This window comes from Agromyces marinus (assembly GCF_021442325.1).
Lineage (GTDB): Bacteria > Actinomycetota > Actinomycetes > Actinomycetales > Microbacteriaceae > Agromyces > Agromyces marinus.
This window is the reverse complement of the sequence record NZ_CP087879.1, coordinates 950,753-975,306: the sequence shown is the minus strand read 5'-3', so window position 1 is coordinate 975,306 and position 24,554 is coordinate 950,753. Positions and strand designations below refer to the sequence as shown.

Sequence of the window (24,554 nt, the reverse complement as noted above, 5' to 3'; positions counted from 1 at the left end):
CCGACCGCCGTCGCCCGCAACCGCGATGCCGGCTCAGCCCCTGGGCTCGGCGAGTCGTTCGACGACCACGTCGTAGATCTCGGCGATCCGCGCCGAGTCGGCGCGGAGATCGTCGATCTCCTCCCGGAGTTCCGCCACCTGCTGCTCGAGCTGCCGGATCGCCGCCGCATCGCGGGACCGCGTTCGGATGAGCCTGCGAACGGCCGACCTCATGCGCATCATCTGTTCCACTCCTCGGGGTCGGGGACGGCGCGATCGGCCGCGGCGGGCACGCGCCGCCGGATCGCCACCGTCGCGATGAGCCGGCGACCGCTCGAGGTCTGCCGGTACTCGTGGCCGAGCACGCCGATGCCGAGTCCGTACGGCTCGGCTTCGCTGCGCATCCACGAGATCGGGAGATGCCACGTGTCCGGTCGATGGTGGTCGTACCGGATCGACGGGTTGACGGGAACGCTCGCGATCGCGACGCCCCCGCGCCCGAGCACGGTTCGCAGCAACGTGAACACGTTCGTCCGCACGCCCCGCGTGAGGTACGCGAGCACGTCCGAGAGCAGGATGTCGACGGGGCCGTCCTGCGAGCACTCGTCGATCGCGAGCCCGAGGACGGCTCGCCGATCGGCCAGGTTGAGCCGGCAGGCGCGCACTCGGGGATGCGCTCGCCGCTCGACCGCATCGACGGCCGCGAGCGCGTAGTCGACGGCGAGGACGCGGCGGCCGGCCTCGGCGAGTCGGACCGCCGACTCGCCCCGCCCGCAACCGAGGTCGATCACGCGCTCGGTCGTCGCGCCCTCGGCGAGCAGTGCGTCCACGTCGGCGCGCCACGCCGGGCGCGCTGCGGGCCGCTTCGCCGCCTCCTCCCAGAAGTGCCGGTTGAGGTCGTACACGCCGAACCAGTTCTCGAACCTGCGCCGAGTCGACGACGGGGTGTGGAAGCGGAAGGACGGATCGGGCGTGCGCCATCCCGGTCCGTAGCAGAGCTCGAGCCAGCCCTCGGGATCGGCCACGGCCGGGTACTCGCGGCCGTGCAGCTCGACCGTTCCGAACGGAAGGATCCGGTCGCGCTCGAACCGCCCGCGCACCGCGATGGGCTGGTGGTACACGTCGAGGTGGTGGAAGCCGAGGAACACGTCGACGTGAGCGCCCGCCGCGCCGACGAGGATCTGCAGGTGCGCGTCGCTGTGCCGGATGAGCCGGTGTCCGCGGGCGACGAGCGCCCGCTCGATCTCGTAGGACGCGGCGGAGACGTCGGCCGGGTGGCACTCCCCCAGGTACACCATGAGGTCGGCGTCGTCGTCGCGTTCGAGGATCTCGCCCGACCGGACGGCCCCGAGCAGGGTGCCGCCGGTGATGCTCGCGGCGAACCCCGCGTCGGCGAGGTCGGCGAGCACCGCGTCGAGCCCGTCGATGAGGGCGCGATGCAGCGAAGCGGATGCCGCGGGCACGAGCTTGCCCCACTTGTCGACGACGAGCCCGGCGGAGGCGATGTCGGCGAGGGCCGTCTCTCCGGGTGCAGCGCCGAACGCGTACACGCCCTCGGCGACCACCGTCCCGTCGGACTGGTCGCGGAGCGTCACCGCCCCCCGACCGCCGACGTGCGGCCGCAGCGCCCGGGGCCACTCGAGCCGCCGGCGCCCGCGTCGCGTCGCCGCGGGCAGCCGCGTCGACCAGACGCGCGTGCCGTCGATCTCGATGTCGAGCACATCGGACGACGGAGCCGGCCCGGTCCAGGTCAACGCGGTCCTGGTCACCTGCAGCGTCGCCGCCGCGGGCGGGGACGACCCCTCGCTCGCGACCTGGTGCAACGGCGTCACGGGACCCTCTCTGCGGCTCGTGGAGACAGCCGTGACCGGCCGACCCGACGATTCTACGTCCGTCCGCCGACGGGCGCCGTCGCCTCCCGGGGCCTCCGTGCTGCACAATGGACCGACCCCGACTCCCCCTCGGGGCCGCCCGAGCGAACAGGAGCCGCATGCGACGGTCCGTCCTCGCCCGCGCCGCCGGCGGCTACGGCCTGTCGGTCGTGCTGAGCGGGCTCGTGAGCCTGCTCGTGATCCCCGCGGTCATCATCGCTGCGGGCACCGAGGCCTGGGCCACGATCGCCGTCGCGCAGGCGGTCGCGGGCTTCGCGTTCGTCCCCGCGGTGTACGGCTGGGGCGTCGTCGGCCCGACCGAGGTCGCGTCGCGCGCCGTCGAGGAGCGAGGCGGGTACTTCGCCGATTCGCTGCTCAGTCGGGCGTGGCTGTGCGTCGTGATCGTGCCGGTCGCGGTCGTCGTGGCCATCGCGTTCGCCCCGGACCAGCCGGTGCTGGCCGCGTTGACGACCGTCAGCGGCATCCTCGTCGCGCTCGGAGCGGGGTGGTTCTACGTCGGCGAGCGCAGCCCGCTCCGGTTCCTCCTCATCGACACCGCACCGAGGCTCGCCGGCACGATCGCGGGTGCCGTCGCGGTCGTCGTCACCGGGAACGCCGTGTGGTTCGCCGGCCTCCAGCTGGCCGGGGTCGTCGTGTCGGCGGCGATCGCCTCGGCCGACATCCTCCGCCGCCATCGGGGATGGCATGCGTCGCTCTCGCCGGTCCGCGCAGCGAGCAACCTCCGCGGTCAGGGTCACACGGTCGCGATGTCGGCGACCTCGGCGGTCTACGTGAACGTGCCGATCCTGCTCGTGCAGGTCTTCGTGCCCTCCGCGACCGCGGTGTACGCGCTGGCCGAGCGGATGGTCCGGCTCGCGCTGTACGCGACGCGGCCGATCGTCCAGGTCGCCCAGGGGTGGGTGCCGAACCCCGACCCCGACGTGCTCGTCTCGCGCGCCCGCCGGGTCACCGCGATCGGGCTCGGGCTCGGCGCGCTCGGCGGCGTCGCGTTCGCGGCGCTCGCTCCGTGGGCCGGCGGCATCCTCTCGGGCGGCGAACTCGCCATCCCCTTCGATCTGTCGATCCCGATGGGCGTGAACCTCGCGGCGATCCTCGCCTCGCAGCTCACGGGCTTCGCGTGCCTGACCGCCCTCGGCATGTCGCGCGTGCTCTCGACGAGCACGATCGCGGGGGCCGTCGTCGGCACTGCGCTCATGATCCCGCTGCTGCTCACGATCGGGGTGCCCGGTGTGGCGTGGGGTCTCGCGGCCGCCGAGCTCGCCGTGCTGGGCGTGCAACTCTGGAAGCTCGCTCCGAGGCTCGCACGCGGGGTGGCGGTAGGCTCGTAGCCGCCGACCGCTCGCCGTCGGCTCATCGACCCTTCCGGAGTGCACCCTTGACCTCGACCTGGACCGAGCTGCAGCGCGTCGTCTTCCCGCAGGACGGCGACCCCGACGTCCTCCCGCTGTACGTCGACGCCGACGTGTGGGCGCGCTTCGGCACGCGCGAGGTGCGCGTGAGCGACCGGGCGCACATCGACGACGTGCTGGGGCGGGGCCGGTTCCGTGTGGCCTCGGGCGAGCGGATGTCGTTCGCCGGCTACTTCAACGCGTTCCCCGCGTCCTACTGGCAGCACTGGACCGTGGTCGACCGGATCCGGCTTCGCGCGACGCTGAGCGGGTCGGGGACCCTCCTGGTGTACCGGTCGACCGCGCAGGGCGTGCCGCAGCGGGTGGCATCCGAGTCGTTCTCGGGAGAGGGCGCCGAGGTGCGCGTCGATCTCCCGGTCACGACCTTCGGCGACGGCGGATGGTACTGGTTCGACATCGTCGCGGGCCGCGGCGACGTCGTGCTGAGCGACGCGGCCTGGGAGACGGACGTCGACGCGGTGCGCGACGGACGCGCCTCGATCGGCATCACCACGATGAACAAGGCCGACTACTGCGTCCGGACCCTCGACGCGCTCGCCTCCGACGACTCGGTGGCCGAGGTGCTCGACCGGGTCTACGTCGTCGACCAGGGCTCGCAGCGTGTCCGGGATCGCGAGGAGTACCCCGGGATCGCCGAACGCATGGGCGACCGCCTCGAGGTCATCGAACAGGCGAACCTCGGCGGATCGGGCGGCTTCGCCCGCTCGATGCTCGAGACCCTCGAGGGCGGCACCAGCGAGTTCGTGATCCTCCTCGACGACGACGTCACCATCGAGCCCGAGAGCATCGCGCGGTCCGTCCGGTTCGCGCGCTACGCGACGCAGCCGGTGATCGTCGGCGGCCACATGTTCGACCTGCTCGACCGGCCGGTCATGCACGCGTTCGCCGAGAGCATGGACCTCGGACCCTTCATGTGGCACGCGCAGCCTCACGACGAGGTCCCGCACGACTTCCGCTTCAGCAACCTGCGGCAGACGCGCTGGATGCACGCCCGCATGGACACCGACTACAACGGCTGGTGGTTCTGCCTCATCCCGACGGCGACGCTGCGCGACACCGGCCTCGCGCTGCCCGCGTTCATCAAGTGGGACGACGCCGAGTACTGCCTCCGCGCCCGCTCGGGCGGGTACCCGACCGTGACCCTGCCCGGTGCGGCGCTCTGGCACGTGTCGTGGCTCGACAAGGACGACTCGATCGACTGGCAGGCGTACTTCCACGCCCGCAACCGCTTCGTCGCCGCCCTGCTCCATTCCCCGCACGACGACGGCGGGCAGCTGATGGAGGACAGCTGGCGCTGGGACCTCCGCCACCTGCTGTCGATGCAGTACTACCCGGTGACGCTGCGGCATCGCGCCCTGAAGGACGTCCTTCGCGGACCGGCCCACATGCAGGCCGAGATCGGCTCGATCCTCGGCGAACTGCGCGCCGAGGCCGGGCGATTCCCCGAGAAGGCCGTCCTGAAGACCGATGACGAGGTTCCGGCCACGGTCGAGGGCAAGAAGGTGTTCCCGCTCGGCCCCGACGGCAAGCCGGCCAAGGGCCCGCGGGGCATCCCGCTCGTGATCTTCACCGCGCGGATGGTCGCGCGCCAGTGGTTCACGAAACCGCAACCGCGCAACGTCTCCGCGCCTCAGGTCGAGCTCGCCAAGAGAGACGCGACCTGGTTCCGGCTGCCGGTCTACGACAGCGCGCTCGTGTCGACCGCCGACGGCACCGGCAAGGTGCGATACACGCGCGACCCGCGCGAATTCCGCCGCCTCGTGCGTCAGAGCCGTCGCCTGCACCGCGAGCTGAAGCGCCGCTGGCCCGAACTCTCGCGGCGGTACCGCGAGGCCCTGCCAGAGATCACCTCGCCCGAGGCGTGGCGGAAGACCTTCGACGCCTGATCCGGCGCCGGTCGACTCGTCGGCGCGAAGCTGCTGCGTCGCGCCGACGGGCAGACCGGGTCCGACGGGTCAGGTGAGGTCGGCCCTGATCCGGTTCTCGTATGCCGACAACGCGGAACCGATCGCCATGTGCATGTCGAGGTACTGGTAGGTGCCGAGCCTGCCCCCGAAGTGCACGCCCGACTCCTGCTTGCCGAGCTCGCGGTACGCGAGCAGGCGAGCACGATCCTCGGGGGTGTTGACCGGGTAGTACGGCTCGTCGCCGCGCTCGGCGAAGCGCGAGAACTCGCGCATGATGACCGTCTTGTCGCCGGGGTACTCGCGCTCGGGATGGAAGTGCCGGAACTCGTGGATGCGCGTGTACGGGATCTCCAGGTCGGCGTAGTTCATCACCGACGTCCCCTGGAAGTCGCCGACCGGGAGCACCTCCTGCTCGAAGTCGAGCGTGCGCCAGGAGAGTTCGCCCTCGGAGTAGTCGAAGTACCGGTCGACCGGTCCCGTGTAGACCACGGGCACGTTCCCGACGACGGCCGACTTGTTCACCGGCTGCGACTCGTCGAAGAAGTCGGTCGAGAGGCGGACCTCGATGTTGGGATGGTCCGCCATCCGCTCGATCCAGGCGGTGTACCCGTCTGTCGGGAGGCCTTCCCACGTGTCGTTGAAGTAGCGGTTGTCGTAGGTGTAGCGCACCGGGAGGCGGCTGATGATCTCGGCCGGAAGCTCCGTCGGATCGGTCTGCCACTGCTTGGCCGTGTAGTCGCGGATGAACGCCTCGTACAGCGGACGGCCGATCAGCGAGATCGCCTTCTCCTCGAGGTTCGACACGTCGTCCGAATGGACCTCCGCCGCCTGCTCCGCGACCAGGTCACGGGCTGCGCGGGGGCCGTGGGCCGAACGGAAGAACTGGTTGACCGTGCCGAGGTTGATCGGCATCGGGAAGACCTCGCCCCGGTGCGTCGTGTACACCCGGTGCACGTAGTCCGTGAAGCTCGTGAAGCGGTTGACGTACTCCCAGACGCGAGGGTTGGAGGTGTGGAAGAGGTGCGCACCGTAGCAGTGGACCTCGATCCCGGTCTCGTCCTCGGCCTTGCTGTACGCGTTGCCGCCGATGTGGTCGCGACGGTCGATCACGACCACCTTGCGGCCCAGCTCGACCGCGGCCCGCTCGGCCACCGTGAGGCCGTAGAACCCGGATCCGACGACGACGAGGTCGATCTCAGCCATGGTGCCCCCTGTTCCGATCGATGTGCATGCCGGGACCGTTCACGGCGCGACGGGAGCCGCGATGCCGCCCGCTCCGATCACGATGCGCGGAGTACCGGCCCAGGTCCGGGCGTCGGTGATGTTGCGCCCGTCCACGAGCAGCCGGACCCCTGCGACATCGGCCGGCTGCATCGTGCGGTACTCGGCGTGGTCGGCCTGCACGATCGCGAGGTCGACCCGGTCGCCGAAGTGGAACGCATCCCAGCCGAATCGGCCGAGTTCCTCGTCGGAGTAGAGCGGGTCGTGCACGAGCACCCTCGCGCCGCGGGCGCGCAGCGCCTCGACGGTCGCGAAGACACCGGAGAACGCCGTCTCCTTCACGCCACCGCGGTAGGCGGCACCCAGGACGACTGCGGTCAGGCCCTCGAGATCACCGAGGATCGCGGCCGCCTGGTCGACGAGGCGGCCCGGCATCGACGCGTTGAGCAGGCGCGCGGTGCGAACGATCTCCGCATCGCGGTCGGTCGAGAGGTACAGACGCGGGTACACCGGGATGCAGTGGCCGCCCACCGCGATGCCGGGCCGGTGGATGTGGCTGAACGGCTGCGAGTTGCTCGCATCGATGACCGAGTAGACGTCGATGCCGACCTGGTCCGCGAAGAGCGCGAACTGGTTGGCCAATCCGATGTTGACGTCCCGGTAGGTGGTCTCCGCGAGCTTGGCCATCTCCGCGGCCTCGGCACTGCCCAGATCCCACACGCCGTTGCCACGCTCGAGGTCCGGCCGCTCGTCGAAGGTGAGGACCTGCTCGTAGAACTCGACAGCACGGCTCGCACCGGCCTCGCTCAGGCCTCCGACGAGCTTCGGGTACTTCTTCAGGTCGGCGAACACGCGCCCGGTGAGCACGCGCTCGGGCGAGAAGACGAGGTGGAAGTCACGACCCTCGACGAGTCCGGAACCCTCCTCGAGCATGGGCTTCCAGCGCGTCCGCGTGGTGCCGACGGGAAGCGTGGTCTCGTACGAGACGAGCGTGCCCGGGGTGAGGTGTTCGGCGAGCGACGCCGTCGCGGCATCCATCCAGCCGAAGTCCGGCTCCCAGGTCGCGTCGTCCACGAACAGCGGCACGACGAGGACGACGGCGTCTGCGCCGGGGATCGCGTCGGCGTAGTCCGTCGTCGCGCGCAGGCGACCGGCGGGAACGAGCTCGCTGAGCTTCTCCTGCAGGTGCGCCTCGCCCGGGAAGGGCTCGGTGCCCTGGTTCACCAGGTCGACGACCGCTCGGTTCACGTCGACGCCGACCACGTCGTGACCTCGATCTGCGAACTGGACTGCAAGGGGGAGGCCGATCTTTCCGAGGGCCACGACGGCGATACGCATGGGTTCGATCCTAAGCGCTCGCCGGGCCGCGGTCGTCAGTCGCCGATGTCGTCGGCGGTGTGCACCAGTTCCGGCCGGGACTCGAGCAGTGCGAGGATGTCGCGGGTCCCGAACGCGGGATCCGAGGGATGGAGCTCGGCGTACACGCGGCGGACGAACTCCAGGTCGGACCGGTAGTCGACCGTCCACCGCAGGCCCGAGAGGTCGGGCTCGCGAACCACGTGCTCGATCCTGAACATCTCGGGGCGGGCGTAGAGGCCGAGGGTGACGTGTTCGCGCTCACGCGGACCGAGCCCGAGGGCGCCCAAGCGTCGGAACGCGTCGGCGGAGACGCATTCGACGTCGAGACCGTGCGGGAACGTGCGGATCAGCGCGTTGGACGTGTAGTCGGCACCGGACTCGAGGTGCCGCTGGGCGACGAGGTCGATCACCTCGGGGTCGGTGAGCGGGCAGTCGGCGGTGAGTCGCACGATGTGCTCGGGCCCGAACTCGTCGACGACGCCGGCGAACCTCGAGTACACGTCCGCGAGCGAGCCGCGTCTGGTCGGGATGCCCTCGCCGTCGAGGACCTCGACCAACGGATCGTCGCTGGGATCGACGGAGGTCACGACGACGAGCCCGTCGATGCGCGCCGCACGCTCGATGCGCTCGAGCTGACGCAGGATCATGGGCCGGTCCAGGACCGGCGCGAGCACCTTGCCCGGCAGGCGAGTCGAGCTGCAGCGGGCCTGCAGGACGGCGAGCATCATGTCGTCAAGCGTAGACGTGCCGCTCCATCGTCTCGGCGACGCGTCGCGCCCCTCCCCCGTCGAAGTGCTCGAGGCAGCGCTCCGAGAGGCGCCGCCGGAGCGGCTCATCCGCGATCAGCGACCGGACCGACTCGGCGAGGCCGCCGAGGTCGTCGCGCTCGGTCACGTCGGCCCCCACGCACAGTCCGAGTTCGGATGCGCGTGCGAGCGACTCCCGCTGGTTGTCGACCACCGCGAGGAGCACCGCCGGCAGGCCGAGGGTGCAGATCTCCCACGCGGTCGTCCCGGCGGCCGAGACGACGAGGTCCGCGGCGGCGAGGTGGTCGACGAGCCGAGGCGTCGTCTCGATGAGGCTGAACCGCGGGTCCGCCCCGAGTCGCCGCGCGACCGCCTCCCGCGCCCCGGGCGGGACCACGACGGTGACGCGCAGGTCGTGGTCGATCCGGGCGAGCTCCGCCGCGACGAGTCCCGTCAGCCCGCGGGGGTCGGAGCCGCCGAGCATGACCACCAGGCGGGGCGCTTCGCGCTCCGGCCAGTTCCACGGCCGCGGCCGCCGCGCCTCGACGACCGAACGGCGGATGAGCGCGTACTGCGCGCCGAGCAGTTGCCGGTCCCGGGCGATGTCGGGCCAGGGATGCCGGTCGGCACCGAGGTTCTGGTCGAGATAGAGGTGCGCGCGGACGCCACGGACGTCTCCATCGACGACCATCAGCACGTTTCCGTCGGCGGCGAGCAGGTCGATCTCCTCCGGCGGGATCAAGTAGGAGTCGACGACCGTCCAGTCCGCCCCGATCCTGCGGTGACTCGCCGCATCGATCCGGTGTGCAACCGCCGGCTCAACACGGATCCCGCTCTCCCGAATCGCCGCCTGGAGCCATTCCACGTCGATCGGCGCGGTCACGAGGCGCACATCGTGACCGCGACGGAGCAGCTCCCCGCCCAGCGTGAGACAGCGCATGACGTGACCGGTCCCCTGACGCACGCCGGCATCGGCACGCAACGCGACCCGCATGACCCCTCCTTCACGGCGCCCCCGGCTCGACGGCCGCGGCCCGGCCGACTGGGTAAGCTTGAGTGGTTGACCGCAACGCGGAACGCGCCGCAACAACTGAGAGGTTATGGCATTGTCAATTCTCGACGGTTCGTCCGTTCTCGTCACCGGCGGGACGGGCTCGTTCGGCAAGGCATTCATCCGGCAACTGCTTCAGGACCACGACCCCGAACGCATCGTCATCTTCTCGCGTGACGAACTCAAGCAGTACGAGGCGCGTCAGTTGCTCGACAACGACCCTCGGTTGCGGTGGTTCATCGGCGACATCCGCGACCAGCACCGGCTGCGCCGTGCGATGCACGGCGTCGACTACGTCGTGCACGCCGCTGCGCTCAAGCAGGTCGACACGGCGGAGTACAACCCCTTCGAGTTCGTCCAGACGAACATCGTCGGGTCCCAGAACGTCATCGAAGCGTCGATCGACGCCGGCGTGAAGCGCGTCGTCGCGCTCTCCACCGACAAGGCCTCCAGCCCGCTCAACCTCTACGGCGCGACCAAGCTCGCCGCCGACAAGCTCTTCCAGTCCGGCAACCACTACGCCGCCGCGTACGACACCCGCTTCTGCGTCGTGCGATACGGCAACGTGATGGGCTCGCGCGGTTCGGTCATCCCCTTCTTCAAGCGACTGGCAGCGGAAGGCAGGCCGCTCCCGATCACGGACGAGCGGATGACGCGGTTCTGGATCACGCTTCCCGAAGCCGTGCAGTTCGTCGTCGACTCCTTCGACCTGATGCGCGGCGGCGAGCTCTACGTCCCGCGCATCCCGAGCACGCGCATCCTCGACGTCGTCGAAGCCGTCGCACCGGGCAGCGAGACGGTCGACATCGGCATCCGCCCCGGTGAGAAGCTCCACGAGGAGATGATCTCCGAGGACGACAGCAGGCGGACCCTGCTCATGGGCGACCGGTACGTCGTGCTTCCGACGATCGCCGAGTGGGGGTTCACGGCGCCCGAGGGCGATCCCGTACCGGACGGGTTCGCCTACCGCTCGGACTCGAACGACCAGTGGTTGAGCGTGGACGACATCCGCGCGCTCGTCGAGAACCTCACCTGATGACGATCCCGTACGGCCGCCAGTCCATCAACGAGGATGACGTGGCAGCCGTCGTCGCCGCGCTCCGGAGCGACTGGCTCACGATGGGACCGGCCTCCGATCGGTTCGAGGCGGACATCGCCGAGCGCGCCGGAACCCCCGGCGCGGTCGCGGTGTCGTCGGGCACCGCAGCACTTCACGCCGCGTACGCCGCAGCGGGCGTCGGCCGCGGCGACATCGTGGTGACCACCCCGATGACGTTCGTCGCCACCGCGGCGACCGCGGCGCAACTCGGCGCGGAGATCGTGTTCGCCGACGTCGAGGACGCGACCGCGAACATCGACCCCGACTCGGTCGCGAGCGCGATCACGCCGAGCACGCGGGTCGTGGCAGCCGTGGACTACGCCGGTCAGCCGGCCGACCTGGACGCGCTCCTGCCGATCGCGCACGGCGCGGGCGCGCTCCTGCTCGAAGACGCGGCGCACTCGATCGGCTCCGTCTCGCGGTCCCGTCCCGTCGGCAGCATCGCCGACCTCACGACCTTCTCCTTCTTCCCGACGAAGAACCTCACCACCGCCGAGGGCGGGGCGGTCGTCTCGACGGATCCGGCGCTCCTCGAGCGCGTGCGTCGTTTCAAGCTGCACGGCCTGGTCCGGGACCGCGACCTGCAGCGTCACCCCGACGAAGGCGGCTGGCACCAGGAGGTCCACGAGTTCGGCCTGAACTACCGCCTCCCCGACGTCCTGGCCGCGCTCGGAAGCAGCCAGCTCACCCGGCTGGAGCGGTTCAAGGCGCGCCGCGCGGCGATCTTCGACCGGTACGTCCGCGAACTCTCCGACCTCGACGGGATCCGGCTGCCCGCCCGGGTCGACGGGATCGACCCGACCTGGCACCTGTTCGCCCTGCGCGTGCTCGACGGTCGCAGGCGCGAGGTGTACACCGCGATGCGCGAGCGCGGCATCCTCGTCCAGGTCAACTACATCCCGGTCTACTGGCACCCCGTGTTCGAGGACCTCGGTTATCGGCGGGGAATGTGCCCGGTCGCGGAGCGGTTCTACGCGGAGGAACTGTCGCTGCCGATGTTCGCCGATCTCACCGACGACGACCAGTCGCGGGTCATCGACGCGCTCCGCGAGATCCTCTCGTGATCGAGGAAGGAAACCCCATGCCCGCACCGACGACGCCCGCCGGACCGTTGATCGTCGCGGAGATCTCCGGGAACCACAACGGCTCCCTTCCCCGTGCCCTCGACATCGTGCGCGCCGTCGCCGACACCGGCGCCAGCGCGGTCAAGATCCAGACGTACACGCCCGACACGATCACGCTCGACGTGGATGCTCCGGCGTTCCGGATCAGCGAAGGCCACGATCTCTGGTCGTCGCGAACGCTGTACGACCTCTACCGCGAGGCGCACACGCCGTGGGAATGGCACGAGCCGATCTTCGAACTCGCACGCGACCTCGGGCTGGTCGCGTTCAGCACCCCGTTCGACGAGACGTCGGTCGAGTTCCTCGAGTCGCTCGACGTGCCGCTCTACAAGATCGCGTCGCTCGAGATCGTCGACCTCCCGCTCATCGCGCAGGTCGCCCGTACGGGCAAGCCGATGATCGTCTCCGTGGGCACCGCGTCGATCGGCGAAGTCGATGCCGCGGTGACCGCCGCACGGTCTGGCGGGTGCACCGACCTCACCCTGCTCGCCTGCACGAGCTCCTACCCCGCGGAACCTGACGACGCGAACCTCCTGCGCATGCCCGCGATGCAGCGGATGTGGGGCGCCAAGGTCGGCCTGTCCGACCACACACTCGGCATCGGCGTCTCCGTCGCCGCGACCGCGCTCGGCGCGACGGTGATCGAGAAGCACGTCACGCTGTCCCGGGGCGACGGCGGCGTCGACGCGGCGTTCTCGCTCGAACCGTCCGAGCTGGCGCAGCTGGTCGCGGAATGCGACGCGGCAGCTCGCGCCCTCGGGTCGGCGGATGCCTGGGCGACCTCGGCCGAGTCGGAGTCGCTCAGGCTCAGGCCGTCGCTGTACATCGCCGCCGATGTTCGGGCGGGCGAACGGTTCACCCCGGAGAACGTGCGCTCGGTGCGCCCGTCCGGCGGGCTGCCCCCGGCGGAGATCGACCGCGTGCTCGGACGCACCGCGGCACGCGACGCCGCGACCGGAACTCCGGTGAACTGGGACCTGGTCGCCCCCGCGGATCAGTCGAGCGCGAGCGAGTAGCGCCCGACTCCGTCGGACGACTCGTCGAGCCGGAACCCGGCCGCGGCGAACAGGCGGATGCTGGGCTCGTTCTCATCGCGGATCGTCGCACGGAGGAGCACTGCGCCGGCCTCCTCGCGCAGCGCCTCGATCGCGGCACCGAGGATCGCCCCGGACATTCCCTTCCCCCTCGCCTCTGGCGCGAGGTTGATGCTCACCTCGTGCGAGCCGTCCTCGGACCGGTCGAATCGGACCATGCCGACCCGGAGTTCCGAGCCCGCCTCCCGCACGACGGCGATGAGGATGTGCCGGCTCGTGGACGCCAACGCCGCGGCGTACCAGCGGTCGTGATCGGCCCGGTCGACGATCCCGCGGTCGAGCGACACCGCGCGTGTCGTGGGATCGTTGCGCCAGCCGAGCAGCGCCTCCGAATCGTCCGGCGCCGCCGGTCGCACGATGATCCGTGGCTGTGTCACGTCGGCCCTCCTCGGGGCAGGGGCCCGGCACCGCCAGGAGCCGAGCGGCATACGTCGGGGCGAGCGAAGCCCCCGTTCGGGGTTGGTAGATTATTGCAGTGTCACAAGCCCACCCGAACCGCGTCCTGATCGCGTCCGATTCCGTCATCGCCCGCGACCCGCGCGTACTGAAGCAGGTGCGGTGGCTCGCCGAGGCCGGCTGGAGCGTCGACACGCTCGGGCGGGGCGGCGGATGGGACGCCCAGGCCGGTGCGCACTTCGAGATGCCCCGACGATCCTTCCCGGTCCGGGTCGCCTGCTACGCGTTCCTCCCGAACCGCGCCCGGTACTCGGCGCTGATCGGCGGCACGGTGCCCCCCGCGATGACCGAGCCGGGCGCCGAACGCTACGACCTGGTGATCTGCAACGAGGTCGAGATGCTGCCGTGGTGCCTCGAGCACCTCGACGACCTGCTCGCGCCCGGCGGCCGCCTCCACGTCGACCTGCACGAGTTCGCCCCGAGCCAGAACACCGGCGCCATCCATTCGCTGCTGTTCAAGCGGTTCCGGCTGTGGCTCGCGAGCTTCGTCGGCGACTCGAGGATCGGTTCGCGCACGGTGGTGTCGCCGGGGATCGCCGGCCTGTACTCCGAGTACGCCGATGTCGAGGCACCGACCGTCATCCGCAACACGGTCGCGTTCGCCGAGGGGACGCCGTCGCCGGTCGATCCGGGTCGGATCAAGCTCATCTACCACGGCGTCGCGGCCCGCGCGCGCGGACTCGACCTCCTCATCGACGCGATGCACGAAGTCGAATCCCGGTTCACGCTGGAGCTCATGCTCATCGGTCCGGCCGAGACCATCAAGGCGCTGAAGGGCAAGGCCGCGCCGCTGGGTTCACGCGTGGGCTTCCGCGACCCCGTCCCCATGGAGCAACTGCCCGAGGTCCTCAACGCGTACGACCTCGAGGTGATCTTCTACCCGCCGATCGCGGAGAATCTCCGGTTCGCGCTGCCGAACAAGTTCTTCGAGGCGCTTCAGGCGCGGGTCGGTGTCATCGTCGGAGACAGTCCCGACATGGTCTCGCTCGTCAGGGCGCACGGAAACGGCGAGGTCGTGACCGGCTGGACCGCCGCGGACCTGGCGCGCGGGATCAACGCCATGGACGCCGACCGCGTCCGGGAGATCAAGGCGGCCACGGATGCCGCGGCCCGCGAGCTGTCCGCCGAGCACGAGGGCTCGCGGTTCCTCGAGGCGGTCGGCGCATCGTCGGCGGAATCGGATTCGCGCGCGTGATCTCCTCCGAGGGCACCGAGGCGATCGTCGCGTTCGAGGACGACTCTCCAGCGATCCTGTTCGACACGATCCCGGGCGGTGACGTGCCGCTCTGGCCGCTGCTGCGCATCCCGCTCTCGCGCGTCATCGCCGAAGCCGAGCTCAACACCGTCGCCGTACGGCGACGGGATTCGAAGATCGCCGCACTCGGACGGATCGCCCGCCGCAGCCTGCCGAACCCCCGCTCCGCCGGGCGCGCTCCGCGAAGGTCCGCGATGTTCGTCGTCCACGGGGGCACCTCGTATGCGACACCGGCCGGCACGTCGAACTGGCTCGCGGACGGATTCGCAGAGGCCCTCGAGAGCGAGGCGATGATCCTGCAGGATCTCCCCTTCGACGCCTTCACCGCCAGGGCCGCCCGCCCCGCATTCCCGTCGACGTTCACGTTCGCCGATGCGCTCAGCAGGGTCGAGACGCGCACCCGCCTCGAGCCGCTGGGCGGCAGCGACCGGGCCCGGGTCGCCGCATGGGCCGAAGAGGTCTACCGACACTTCGCGCACTTCGGCCTCGAGCCGGACCGCGTCCGGACCTCCATCGATCAGCTGGTGTACCGGAGCGCACGCATCCGCCACCTCGACGCCGAGTTCGCCCGCGTACTCGATCGCGTCCAGCCCTCCACGATCTACATGCAGACCGCAGCGTACGGCGACCGTGCGAGCATGATCTCGATCGCGCATCGACGCGGCATCGGCGTCGCTGAGCTGCAGCACGGCTGGATCGGTCCCTGCCACGCCGCATACAACTTCGGCGCGGCGATGCGCTCGCCCGAGCTGAACGCAGGCCTCCCGGACACCCTGCTGACGTTCGGGGAGTTCTGGTCCGAAGCGGTCCGGTTCCCCGGCGCCACGGTCGCGATCGGGAAGCCGCACCTCGATGCTCGGTCGTCCGAAGCCGAACCGGTCTCGGCGCGCGAGAACCTCGTGCTCGTCGCGTCGAGCGTCTACGAGCGTGAGCAGCTGACGGAGATCGTGCGGCGGCTCCGCGACGCGCTCCCGGAGGGCTGGAACGTCCTGTTCCGGCCGCACCCCAGCGAGCTGGCGACCGTGGCCGACCTCTACTCCGAGCTCCTCGCCGAAGACCGCGTGATCCTGGACCGGGACCGCGACGTCTACGCATCACTCGGGCGCGTGCGAGCGGTCGTCGGATTCGCGAGCACAGTGCTCTACGAAGCCCTCGCGTTCGGGTGCCAGGTCGCCGCGATCGACTCCCCGCTCGCCGACCTGTACATCGAGGATCGGCTGTTCGGCGAGCGAATCGGCGACGGAGGATCCGTCGTGCGTGCAGCCGAGCGGTTCGCCGGGGCGGATCGGGCCGTCCCCGCGGGCGGCACCCCGCTCGAAGACATCTGGAAGCCCGGCGCGGCGGAGAACCTCGTCGCGTTCTCCGGCCGTCAACAGGCACGACGCCAAGGAAGGACCTCGTGAGCGAAGGCGCCCGGCCACCGGCCGCACTCGTCATCTCCCAGTCACCGCTGCAGCGGGATCCACGCGTTCGACGCCAGATGCAGTGGCTCGCCGAGTCCGGATGGATCGTCGACACGCTGGGCCTCGGGGAGCGCCCGGATGAAGCGATCCGCGATCACTTCGCGATGCACGACGAGCCCCGCTGGGCGCGGCCGGTCGTGGCCAAGGGCCTCATCCACACCCTCCTGCCGTATCGCAGACGGTTCGAGATCCTCAGTCGCGCGAGGATCCCCCGGGAGGCCGAGGACCGCGTGCGTTCCGGCGAGTACGGGCTCATCGTGTTCAACGACATCCACCTGCTGCCGTGGACTCGGACGGACGCGTTCTCCGATCTCCCCGGATCGACGCGGGTCCATCTCGACCTGCACGAGCACCACCCGCCGAAGTACCGTCGGTCGGTACGAGGCGGGCGCCTGGCGAACCCCTACTACGCCTGGGGCCGGGCGATGATCGCTGACCCCGTGTTCACGAGTCGGTCCGCCGTCGTGCGGGGAATCGCAGAGCTCTACCAGGACGAGTTCGCCGTCCCGCCGCTCGCGGTCATCCGCAACGCACCGGAGCTCGAGGACCTGGAGCCGAGCGCGGTCCGTGAGGACCGGGTCGAACTCGTCCATCACGGGGCGGCGGCGTGGACCAGGGGCCTGCGAGAGATGGTCGACGCCGTTGGCCTGCTCCCCGAGCGGTTCAGGCTCACGCTCATGCTCCTCGGCTCCGCCGAGGTCATCGCCGGTGTCGAGGAGTACGCCGCCGAGCTCGGCGACCGGGTCCGGATCCTGCCCCCGGTCCCGATGCGGGAGATCGCGTCGTCCATCAACGCCTACGACATCGAGGTGATGTTCTTCCCGCCCGTGACCGAGAACCTCCGCTTCGTCCTGCCGAACAAGCTGTTCGAAGCGGTCCAGGGACGTCTGGCGCTGGCGATCGGACCGAGTGTCATGATGGCCGAGCTGATCGAGGCCTACGGCAACGGGACCATCGCCTCCGGCTGGACCGCGGAGGACCTCGCGGACAGCGTGCGGAATCTGACGGCCGACGACATCCGCCGGATGAAGAACGCCTCCGCGGCGGCCGCACAGGACCTGAACGCCGCGCACGAGGGCGATGTCTTCCGCAGAGCCGTCGGGATCGACGAAAGGTGACGCTGTGAAGAACCTCACCAGCCTGTACCGCGAGCTGCTCGCGGTCCTGCCCGAGGATGCACGGAAGTTCTTCGTCCGGTACGCGGGCTCCCTCGCCCTGCTGTCGATCCTCGACGCCGCGTCGCTCGCCCTGCTCGCGGCCGTCATCACGCCGCTCGTCGCGGGGACGTCGGTCACGCTTCCCCTCTTCGGAGAGGTCGAGGGCGTCGGCCTCATCGCGATGATCGTCCTCGTCTGCTTCCTGGTGGTGCTGAAGGGCGCGTTCGCCGTCCTCCTGCTCTGGTGGGCCACCCGCAGGTTCTCGCGGTTCGAACTCGAGACGGGTTCCCGGCTCTTCAACGCCTACATCGAAGCACCGTGGGTCGTCCGGCTGCGGAAGAACTCGACCGACCTCGTCCGCATCGTCGACTCCAGCGTCGGCGCGACGATCGCCGGCGTGCTCCTCCCGGGCGCGTCGCTGATCGGCGAGGCCTTCAGCTTCGTGGTGGTCATCGTCGTCCTGGCGATCGTGCAACCGGTCGTGGCACTCACCGCGTTCATCTACCTCGGCATCGTCGCCCTCGTGCTCTCGTTCTGGATCACCCGACGCGCTCGGCAGGCGGGGCGCGTGAACCTGAAGTACACCCTCCGCAGCTCGCGCCTGATCACCGAGATGGTCGGCGCGCTGAAGGAGGTCACGCTCCGCGGCAAGTCCGCCGAGGTCGGAGAGGTCGTCCGGGAGAACCGCGTCCACACGACCAGGGCACGCGCGAACTACCAGTTCCTGTCGCAGGTGCCCAGGTACGTCCTCGAGGCAGCGATCATCGGCGGCTTCGTCCTGGTCGGTGCGGTCGGCTGGATCACGGGGGGCACCGCCGAGGCCTTCACGGCCGTCGCCCTGTTCTCGCTCGCCGGATTCCGGATGGCACCGTCCCTCGTGCGATTCCAGAGCGTCATCACGACGGTGACGAACAACACACCGCACGCACGTCGCGTCATCGATGAGATCACGGCCGCCGAGGCGGCCGGGCGGGAACGCCTGGCCCGGCCGAAGACCGACCTCCCGGAGCACCCGCGCACGCTCAAGTTCGAGCAGGTGACGTTCCGGTACGCCGACCCGGCCGAGCCCGCGGTCCGGTCGGTCGACCTCGAGATTCCATTCGGACAGACGGTCGCCTTCGTCGGGTCATCGGGCGCAGGAAAATCGACCATCATCGACCTCCTGCTCGGCCTGATCGACCCGACCGAGGGCACCATCACCGTCGACGGGATCCCGTTGACCTCGCTGACGACCGCATGGCGATCGCATGTCGCCTACGTGCCCCAGGAGGTCTCGCTGTTCGACAGCACGGTCGCGCAGAACGTCGCGCTGACCTGGCGCGAGGACTTCGATCGCGAGCGCGTCCGCGATGCGCTCGACCAGGCTCAGCTGCTGCAGACGATCGACGCGCGGCCGGACGGCATCGACGGGACGGTCGGCGAACGCGGCCTGTCGCTCTCCGGCGGCCAACGCCAGCGGATCGGCATCGCGCGCGCGCTGTACGCCGACCCCGCGGTCCTGGTCATGGATGAGGCCACGAGCGCGCTCGACACGGCCACCGAGGCAGCGATCACCCAGCGGCTGAAGAAGATGCGCGGTTCGATGACGATCGTGATGGTCGCGCACCGGCTCGCGACCGTCATGCACGCGGACCAGATCTTCTACCTTCGCGGCGGTGAGGTGATCGGTCGTGGGACGTTCGACGAGCTCGTCCGCGACGTTCCCGACTTCGCCCACCAGGCCGCGCTCGCCGGGCTCGTCGAGCCGGGGTCGCCCTCGACGCGCTCGAGCCGGAGTGGGGACGCACCGGCCGACGACTGAGCGCGTTCGCCGATCTCGCCGGTGAACGCGCTCCGGCCGAGGTGCGGGCCGCAGGGCTCGGGGCCGCAGGCCCCGAGCCCTCAGGCCTCGATCGACTCGACGACGTGGTCTCGTGCCGACGCGATGACGGCCTCCGCCACGATGACGGTGCGCAGGCCCTCCTCGAGGCTGACCAACCGGTCCGACAGCCCGAGGACGGCATCGCGGAACGCCTCGTGCTCGGCACGCAGCGGCTCCTTCTTCACGATGGCGTAACGGGTCGCCGCCCCCTCGGACACTCCACGGAACGTCGCCATGGAAGCCCACTCCGTCGCCACGGTGCCGTTCTCGAAGAACGTCAGGTCGGCAGTGAGGGTGTCTGCGACGAACGCTCCGCGCGCCCCGGTGATCACCGTCAACCGTTCCTTCATGGGCGACAGCCAGTTCACGAGGTGGTTCGTGATCACCCCGTTCTCGAGCTGACCGGTCACCGCGATCATGTCCTCGTAGGGACGCCCGCTGCGGTGCGTCGCACGTGCGAAGACGCTCGCGTATCGGCTGCGCGCGAGCCACGCCGTCAGGTCGATGTCATGCGTGGCGAGATCCTTGACGACCCCGACATCGGCGATCCGGCCGGGGAACGGCCCCTGTCGTCGGGTCGCGATCTGGTAGACCTCGCCGAGTTCACCGCCCTCGAGTCGCTCACGGACGTTCTGCAGTGCCGGATTGAACCGCTCGATGTGTCCGACGCCGCCGACGAGGCCCCGCGTGCGGAACGCCTCGACGATGCGACGACCGCCTGCGCTGTCGCTCGCGATCGGCTTCTCGACGAGTGTGTGCACGCCCGCCTCGGCGAGTTCGAGGGCGACCTCCTCGTGCAGGGCCGTGGGAACGGCGACGACGCACATGTCGATGCCCGCGTCGACCAGTTCTGCGACCGTGTCGTAGACCGGCAGTCCGGACATCGCTCCGTGGACATCGCCGAGCGCGTCCGCCGCCCCGACGAGTCGAACGCCGTCGAGTTCACGGACGACACGTGCATGATGGCGCCCCATCATTCCCAGGCCGACGAGGCCCATCCGCAGGTCGGCCATCACGCACCCGCCTTCGCCCACTCGTTGACCGCGGCGACGATGCGCTCGAGGTCCCCGTCGGTGAGCGACGGGTGCACCGGCAGCGAGAGCGCCTCTCGCGCTGCTCGCTCCGTCTGCGGCAGCTCCACGGCGCGGTCGAACGACGGCAGACGGTGGTTCGGGATCGGATAGTAGACGCCCGAGCCGATCCCGTACTCTGCGCGCAGCGCGGCCGCCAACTCGTCGCGGCCCTCAGGTACGCGAATCGTGTACTGGTGGAAGGCGTGGGTCGCTTCGGGCGCGATCACCGGCGTGGTGACCCCCTCGAGGTGCGCGCTGAGGAATGCCGCGTTCCGACGACGCTGCTCGGTCCACGCCTGGACCTTCGTCAGCTGGACCCGCCCGATCGCAGCATGGATGTCGGTCATGCGTGCGTTGAAGCCCACGAGCTCGTTCTCGTACTGGCGGTCCATCCCCTGATTGCGGAGGAGTCGGAGGCGTCGTTCGATCTCGGGGTCGCCTGTGGAGACCATGCCCCCCTCCCCCGAGGTCATGTTCTTCGTCGGGTACAGGCTGAACATCGCGAACGACCCGAACGTGCCGACGGCGCGACCGCGGAAGGTTGCGCCGTGTGCCTGGGCCGCGTCCTCGAACAGCCGGATCCCCCGCCGGTCCGCGAGGGAGGCCAGCGCGTCGACGTCGGCCGGGTGCCCGTAGAGGTGGACCGGCATGATTCCGACGGTGCGCTCGGTGATCGCCGATTCCACAGCGGCCGCATCGAGGCAGAAGTACTCCGGCTCGATGTCGGCGAAGACCGGGGTCGCGCCGGTGAGCGCGACCGAGTTCGCCGTCGCCGCGAAGGTGAAGGACGGCACGATGACCTCGTCGCCCGGCCCGACGCCGGCCGCGAGGAGTCCGAGATGCAGTCCCGAGGTCCCGGAGTTGACCGCGACGGTCGATCGGCCGTCGAGGAGCACCTCGGAGAATTCACGCTCGAACGCCGCGACCTCGGGCCCCTGGGCGACCATGCCGGATCGCAGGACTGCGTCGACGGCTGCGCGCTCGTCGTCACCGATGATCGGCTTCGCAGCGGGAATGAACTCTGGACCGCTCACGCGCCCCACCTCTCGTAGTTAAGATCTGCCGGACGGCACAGGAGACGACGGTCAAGCCTACCTTCTCGCCCCGACCGGCCCGAACGCCGCAGCTACTTGCGGACGACGCCCGTCGCCGAGGTCCAGACCAGCGTCCCGTGCTGGAATCGCTGCGACCGCGACCCATCGGAATGGGCCGTGTACTGACCGATCGGGTATCCGAGCGAACTGCGTGGACCGCCGATCTTCAGGTAGTGGGCGCCCAGCGAACCGGCCGTGTAGAAGCCTCCGGCGGCAGACCACCAGACCGCCGCGAACTGGAATCGCTGGCCGAGACCGCCTCCCGGGTAGTCCGTCGCGTCGCCGACCGGGAATCCGGTCGTGGAGACCGGCCCCCGGGCGGCCGTCATGGCTTCGGCGATCCGGGTCGGGACGAACCGAACGCCGCCAGGCCTCGACCAGAGGTAGGTCCCGTGCTCGAACTGCTGGCTCCGTCCGTCGCCGACGACCTGGTAGTCGCCGACGGGGAATCCCGCACGGCCCGCCGGTCCGGTCTTCATGTACTCGGCGCCGAGACTGCCCGATGTGGTCCTGGCATCCCCTCCCTCTGAGACGATCAGCCAGATTCCCTTGAACTGCTGAGTGAACCCGCCCGCGACGGCGACCGTGTCGGAGACCGGATGACCGAGCCGTCCGGTCGCCCCGCCGAGCTGCGAGTACCCGGCAGCGATCGCGTCGAGCAGGTACGCGGTTCCGACGGCCGAAGCGTGGTAGCTGCCGTTCTCGAACGGCTGGGTCGTGGCTCCATCGGTTCCCGGTGCCGCGGCAGGCGCCGACGGGAACCCGATCGGCTGGGTCGCCCCGCCCGCGGCGGCGTACCGCCGGGCTATCGCACCGACGGTCGGCACGGAGCCGGTCTCCGGACCCCAGTAGAGCCAGCCTCGCTCGAATCGCTGCGAGCGACCGACGGTCGCGTGCGTCGCGTAGTTCCCGATCGGGAAGCCGAGCGCACTCGTCGGGCCGCCGATCGCGGTGTAGTCGAGTGAGAGTTGACCGTGCGTCGATCGGACTCCGCCGGCCTTGCTCCAGTACATCGAGCCCTTCTCGAACTTCTGCACCCGGCCTCCGGCGACGACCTGGTACGGGCCGTCGGGGTAGCCGAGGTTGCTGCTCGGTCCGCCGCGACGCGCGAACTCCTGCGAGATCGCACCCGCCGTCCAGAAGGCCGAACCGTCGGGCGATCGATATGCCCACCCGCCCTGGAACCGCTGCGAGTATCCGCCGTCGGCGAGCCTGACCGCACCTGCCGTGGGCAGCCCGAGCGGCCCGCTCGCCCCGCCGGAACTCGCGTAGAGCGCATCGAAGACGTCGGAGACGACCGCGACACCGGTCGAACCGAACCAGTCGGTGAACAGCCGCCAGAAGTTCCGGTTGCCGTAGGACGAGCACGAGTCCCCGGTGCCGTACAGGTTGCGCAGGGCGGCGGCGTTCGGGCGATACGGCGTGTAGACGTACAGGCCGGCCGTCGCCTGGTTCCTGATGTACACGGTCGAACTGCCGCACGCGGCGTTCGGATGCCACTGGATGGTGTTGTTCCTGCCCGCCTGGTAGCGACGGATGTCCGGGTACGCACGGTACTTCCTGAACTGCCACGCCGCGTGGTACACCTGATTGAAGAAGCCGTAGTAGAGGGTGTCGCAGTCAGCGGTGTCGGGACATCCGTATCCCGTCGCAGACCGGTACTGCCGGGCCGAGGGCATCGAGTCGCTGACGAGGCCCTGCTCCTTCTCGAGCAGCACGAGCAGCACCCTGGGGTTGATGCCGCACGCCGCGGCCACCTTGTAGATGATCAGGGCCGCCGATTCCCGCTGTCCGGCATAGGCGGAACACCCCTCGGCGCGCTTTGGCTGCGACCGCGAGGTCTCGACGTAGCTCCTCAGGCACGTGTACCCGGCGGCGCACGAGGGCACCTGCGCATTCAGGAACGACTGCACCTGGGCGACCGTCATCGTGCGACTCTGGTAGAAGACCTCGTCGGTGATGATCAGTCCCGGATCGAAGTCGCGGCCATCTGCCGCGTGCGCTGCCGGGACCGGCGACGAGGCGACCTGGAACCCAGTCAGCAGCCCCGCCAGCACGGCCACCGCCGTGACGAGGACGGCTGTTCGTCGTGCGATGCGCGCCATGGGCCGGGGCCTCCCGTGCGTGTGTCGGTCGAGCACGGCTCACTATACCCAGCGCTCGCGGACCGGCACGGGCCGACGGACGGCGCGGCGTCAGCCCGCGCGACGCGCCTCGAGCAGGGTGCGGATCACCCGCTCCGCGGCGCGACCGTCGCCGTAGGGCTCGGCCCGGGTCGGCTCGGGCGCGGGACGCTGCACCGCGCGCGAGATCTCCTCGTGCGTGTCGGCGAGGACGTTCCAGCCCAGGTCAACCGTCTCGACCCATTCCGTCTCGGTGCGCACGGTCGTGCACGGGACCCTCAGCAGGAACGCCTCCTTCTGGAGCCCGCCCGAATCGGTGACCACGCCCGCGCTCCGCTCCGCCACCGCGACGAGTTCGGGATACCTGAGCGGGCGGTGCGGCACGAGGGTGCCCGTGGCGAGCTCGATGCCGTGCTCGGCGGCCTTCGCCACGAGCCGCGGGTGCGCGACGATCAGGACCGGACGGTCGAGCTGGGCCAGGCTCTCCACGATCGTCCGGAGCCGGGTGGGATCATCGGTGTTCTCGGCCCGGTGGATCGTCGCGAGGTAGAACCCTCCGTCGGCGAGCCCGGTCTCCGAGAGCGACGCCGGGCGATCGCCCGCGACGAGCTCGCGGACGTTCAGGAGGACGTCGGTCATGACATCGCCGACGAGGACGGATCGTTCTGCGAGCCCCTCGGCCCGGAGGTGATCGAGCGCGACCTGCGTCGGGGCGAGGCAGAGGTCGGCTGCGTGATCGGTGAGCACCCGGTTGTGCTCCTCCGGCATCCGCCGGTTGAAGGAGCGCAGCCCCGCTTCGAGGTGCGCGACCGGGTAGTGCAGTTTCACCGCGCTGACCGCGGCCGCGAGGGTGGAGTTCGTGTCGCCGTAGACGAGGACCCAATCCGGTGCGTGCTCGTCGAGAACCGCATCGAGGGCGCCGAGCATGGCGCCGGTCTGCACTCCATGGCTCCCCGAGCCGACGCCGAGGTGCACCGTGGGCGCCGGGATCGACAGGTCGGTGAAGAACACATCCGAGAGCATCGGGTCGTAGTGCTGGCCGGTGTGGACGATCACGTGGTCGACGCCTGCCGCCTCCGCGGCCCGACTGATGGGCGCGAGCTTGACGAACTGCGGGCGTGCGCCGACGACGCTGAGAACCTTCACGCCACGATCGTAGACGACCCGTCCGGGGCGGCAGGCGCCCAGCGA

General features: G+C 70.2%; 20 protein-coding genes. 9 read left to right on the top strand and 11 right to left on the bottom strand.

All coding sequences use genetic code 11. The annotated features are described in order from the left end of the window. Positions 1-33 precede the first annotated feature (33 nt). Positions 34-213 carry a hypothetical protein gene (locus DSM26151_RS04605; RefSeq protein WP_234661247.1) on the bottom strand — a complete coding sequence of 60 codons (180 nt, stop codon included), beginning with the start codon at positions 211-213 and terminating at the stop codon, positions 34-36. A 5-nt stretch (positions 214-218) separates the two neighbouring features. After that, positions 219-1,811 carry a class I SAM-dependent methyltransferase gene (locus DSM26151_RS04600; protein ID WP_234661246.1) on the bottom strand — a complete coding sequence of 531 codons (1,593 nt, stop codon included), beginning with the start codon at positions 1,809-1,811 and terminating at the stop codon, positions 219-221. Positions 1,812-1,969: 158 nt separating this feature from the next. Here DSM26151_RS04600 and DSM26151_RS04595 point away from each other — a divergent pair, with 158 nt between their 5' ends. Together DSM26151_RS04595 and DSM26151_RS04590 are read left to right on the top strand one after the other, a co-directional pair. Next, positions 1,970-3,199, top strand: a complete 1,230-nt coding sequence (locus DSM26151_RS04595) for a lipopolysaccharide biosynthesis protein (protein WP_234661245.1) — start codon at positions 1,970-1,972, stop codon at positions 3,197-3,199. A gap of 47 nt (positions 3,200-3,246) precedes the next feature. Further along, positions 3,247-5,166 (top strand): glycosyltransferase, encoded by a 1,920-nt coding sequence (locus DSM26151_RS04590; RefSeq protein WP_234661244.1) that lies wholly within the window; start codon positions 3,247-3,249, stop codon positions 5,164-5,166. Between the two features lie 69 nt (positions 5,167-5,235). Here DSM26151_RS04590 and glf read toward each other — a convergent pair whose 3' ends face one another. Genes glf through DSM26151_RS04570 form a run of 4 tightly spaced genes read right to left on the bottom strand, consistent with a single transcriptional unit; the run spans position 5,236 to position 9,255 of the window. Next, on the bottom strand, positions 5,236-6,390 hold the full coding sequence (gene glf / locus DSM26151_RS04585) for a UDP-galactopyranose mutase (RefSeq protein ID WP_234661243.1): 1,155 nt from the start codon (positions 6,388-6,390) through the stop codon (positions 5,236-5,238). A gap of 39 nt (positions 6,391-6,429) precedes the next feature. Further along, on the bottom strand, positions 6,430-7,746 hold the full coding sequence (locus DSM26151_RS04580) for a nucleotide sugar dehydrogenase (RefSeq protein ID WP_234661242.1): 1,317 nt from the start codon (positions 7,744-7,746) through the stop codon (positions 6,430-6,432). 35 nt (positions 7,747-7,781) lie between these two features. Further along, complete coding sequence (locus DSM26151_RS04575) at positions 7,782-8,495, bottom strand: glycosyltransferase family protein (protein ID WP_234661241.1); 714 nt, start codon at positions 8,493-8,495, stop codon at positions 7,782-7,784. A gap of 4 nt (positions 8,496-8,499) precedes the next feature. After that, positions 8,500-9,255 (bottom strand): glycosyltransferase, encoded by a 756-nt coding sequence (locus tag DSM26151_RS04570; RefSeq protein ID WP_234661240.1) that lies wholly within the window; start codon positions 9,253-9,255, stop codon positions 8,500-8,502. Positions 9,256-9,619: 364 nt separating this feature from the next. Between DSM26151_RS04570 and pseB the strand changes: the two genes are divergently transcribed. Genes pseB through pseI form a run of 3 tightly spaced genes read left to right on the top strand, consistent with a single transcriptional unit; the run spans position 9,620 to position 12,803 of the window. Continuing rightward, entirely contained in the window at positions 9,620-10,600 is a 981-nt protein-coding gene (gene pseB, locus DSM26151_RS04565; protein WP_234661239.1) for a UDP-N-acetylglucosamine 4,6-dehydratase (inverting), read from the top strand. Continuing rightward, positions 10,600-11,727 carry a DegT/DnrJ/EryC1/StrS family aminotransferase gene (locus DSM26151_RS04560; protein ID WP_234661238.1) on the top strand — a complete coding sequence of 376 codons (1,128 nt, stop codon included), beginning with the start codon at positions 10,600-10,602 and terminating at the stop codon, positions 11,725-11,727. Before pseB ends, DSM26151_RS04560 begins: the two co-directional genes overlap by 1 nt. A 17-nt stretch (positions 11,728-11,744) precedes the next feature. Further along, on the top strand, positions 11,745-12,803 hold the full coding sequence (gene pseI / locus DSM26151_RS04555; protein ID WP_234661237.1) for a pseudaminic acid synthase: 1,059 nt from the start codon (positions 11,745-11,747) through the stop codon (positions 12,801-12,803). Here pseI and DSM26151_RS04550 read toward each other — a convergent pair. Then, a complete protein-coding gene (locus DSM26151_RS04550; protein ID WP_234661236.1) occupies positions 12,782-13,258 on the bottom strand; it encodes a GNAT family N-acetyltransferase in 477 nt (158 codons plus the stop codon). The genes pseI and DSM26151_RS04550 overlap by 22 nt on opposite strands. Positions 13,259-13,356: 98 nt before the next feature. Between DSM26151_RS04550 and DSM26151_RS04545 the strand changes: the two genes are divergently transcribed. Genes DSM26151_RS04545 through DSM26151_RS04530 form a run of 4 tightly spaced genes read left to right on the top strand, consistent with a single transcriptional unit; the run spans position 13,357 to position 19,013 of the window. After that, on the top strand, positions 13,357-14,532 hold the full coding sequence (locus tag DSM26151_RS04545) for a glycosyltransferase (protein ID WP_234661235.1): 1,176 nt from the start codon (positions 13,357-13,359) through the stop codon (positions 14,530-14,532). Then, positions 14,529-15,995: an alpha-2,8-polysialyltransferase family protein gene (locus tag DSM26151_RS04540; RefSeq protein WP_234661234.1), complete on the top strand. Its 1,467-nt coding sequence runs from the start codon at positions 14,529-14,531 to the stop codon at positions 15,993-15,995. The genes DSM26151_RS04545 and DSM26151_RS04540 overlap by 4 nt, the downstream gene beginning before the upstream one ends. Then, positions 15,992-17,173 (top strand): glycosyltransferase family protein, encoded by a 1,182-nt coding sequence (locus DSM26151_RS04535; RefSeq protein WP_234661233.1) that lies wholly within the window; start codon positions 15,992-15,994, stop codon positions 17,171-17,173. Before DSM26151_RS04540 ends, DSM26151_RS04535 begins: the two co-directional genes overlap by 4 nt. Before the next feature lie 4 nt (positions 17,174-17,177). Continuing rightward, positions 17,178-19,013, top strand: a complete 1,836-nt coding sequence (locus DSM26151_RS04530) for an ABC transporter ATP-binding protein (protein WP_234661232.1) — start codon at positions 17,178-17,180, stop codon at positions 19,011-19,013. Between the two features lie 80 nt (positions 19,014-19,093). Here DSM26151_RS04530 and DSM26151_RS04525 read toward each other — a convergent pair whose 3' ends face one another. The 4 genes from DSM26151_RS04525 to wecB form a co-directional block, all read right to left on the bottom strand. Further along, the gene (locus DSM26151_RS04525) at positions 19,094-20,086 is read right to left on the bottom strand and encodes a Gfo/Idh/MocA family protein (RefSeq protein ID WP_234661231.1); all 993 of its coding nucleotides are present in this window, start codon (positions 20,084-20,086) and stop codon (positions 19,094-19,096) included. Next, the gene (locus tag DSM26151_RS04520) at positions 20,086-21,180 is read right to left on the bottom strand and encodes a DegT/DnrJ/EryC1/StrS family aminotransferase (protein WP_234661230.1); all 1,095 of its coding nucleotides are present in this window, start codon (positions 21,178-21,180) and stop codon (positions 20,086-20,088) included. The genes DSM26151_RS04525 and DSM26151_RS04520 overlap by 1 nt, the downstream gene beginning before the upstream one ends. A 92-nt stretch (positions 21,181-21,272) precedes the next feature. Next, complete coding sequence (locus tag DSM26151_RS04515; protein ID WP_234661229.1) at positions 21,273-23,345, bottom strand: LGFP repeat-containing protein; 2,073 nt, start codon at positions 23,343-23,345, stop codon at positions 21,273-21,275. A gap of 90 nt (positions 23,346-23,435) precedes the next feature. After that, positions 23,436-24,509, bottom strand: a complete 1,074-nt coding sequence (gene wecB / locus DSM26151_RS04510) for a non-hydrolyzing UDP-N-acetylglucosamine 2-epimerase (RefSeq protein ID WP_234661228.1) — start codon at positions 24,507-24,509, stop codon at positions 23,436-23,438. Positions 24,510-24,554 lie beyond the last annotated feature (45 nt).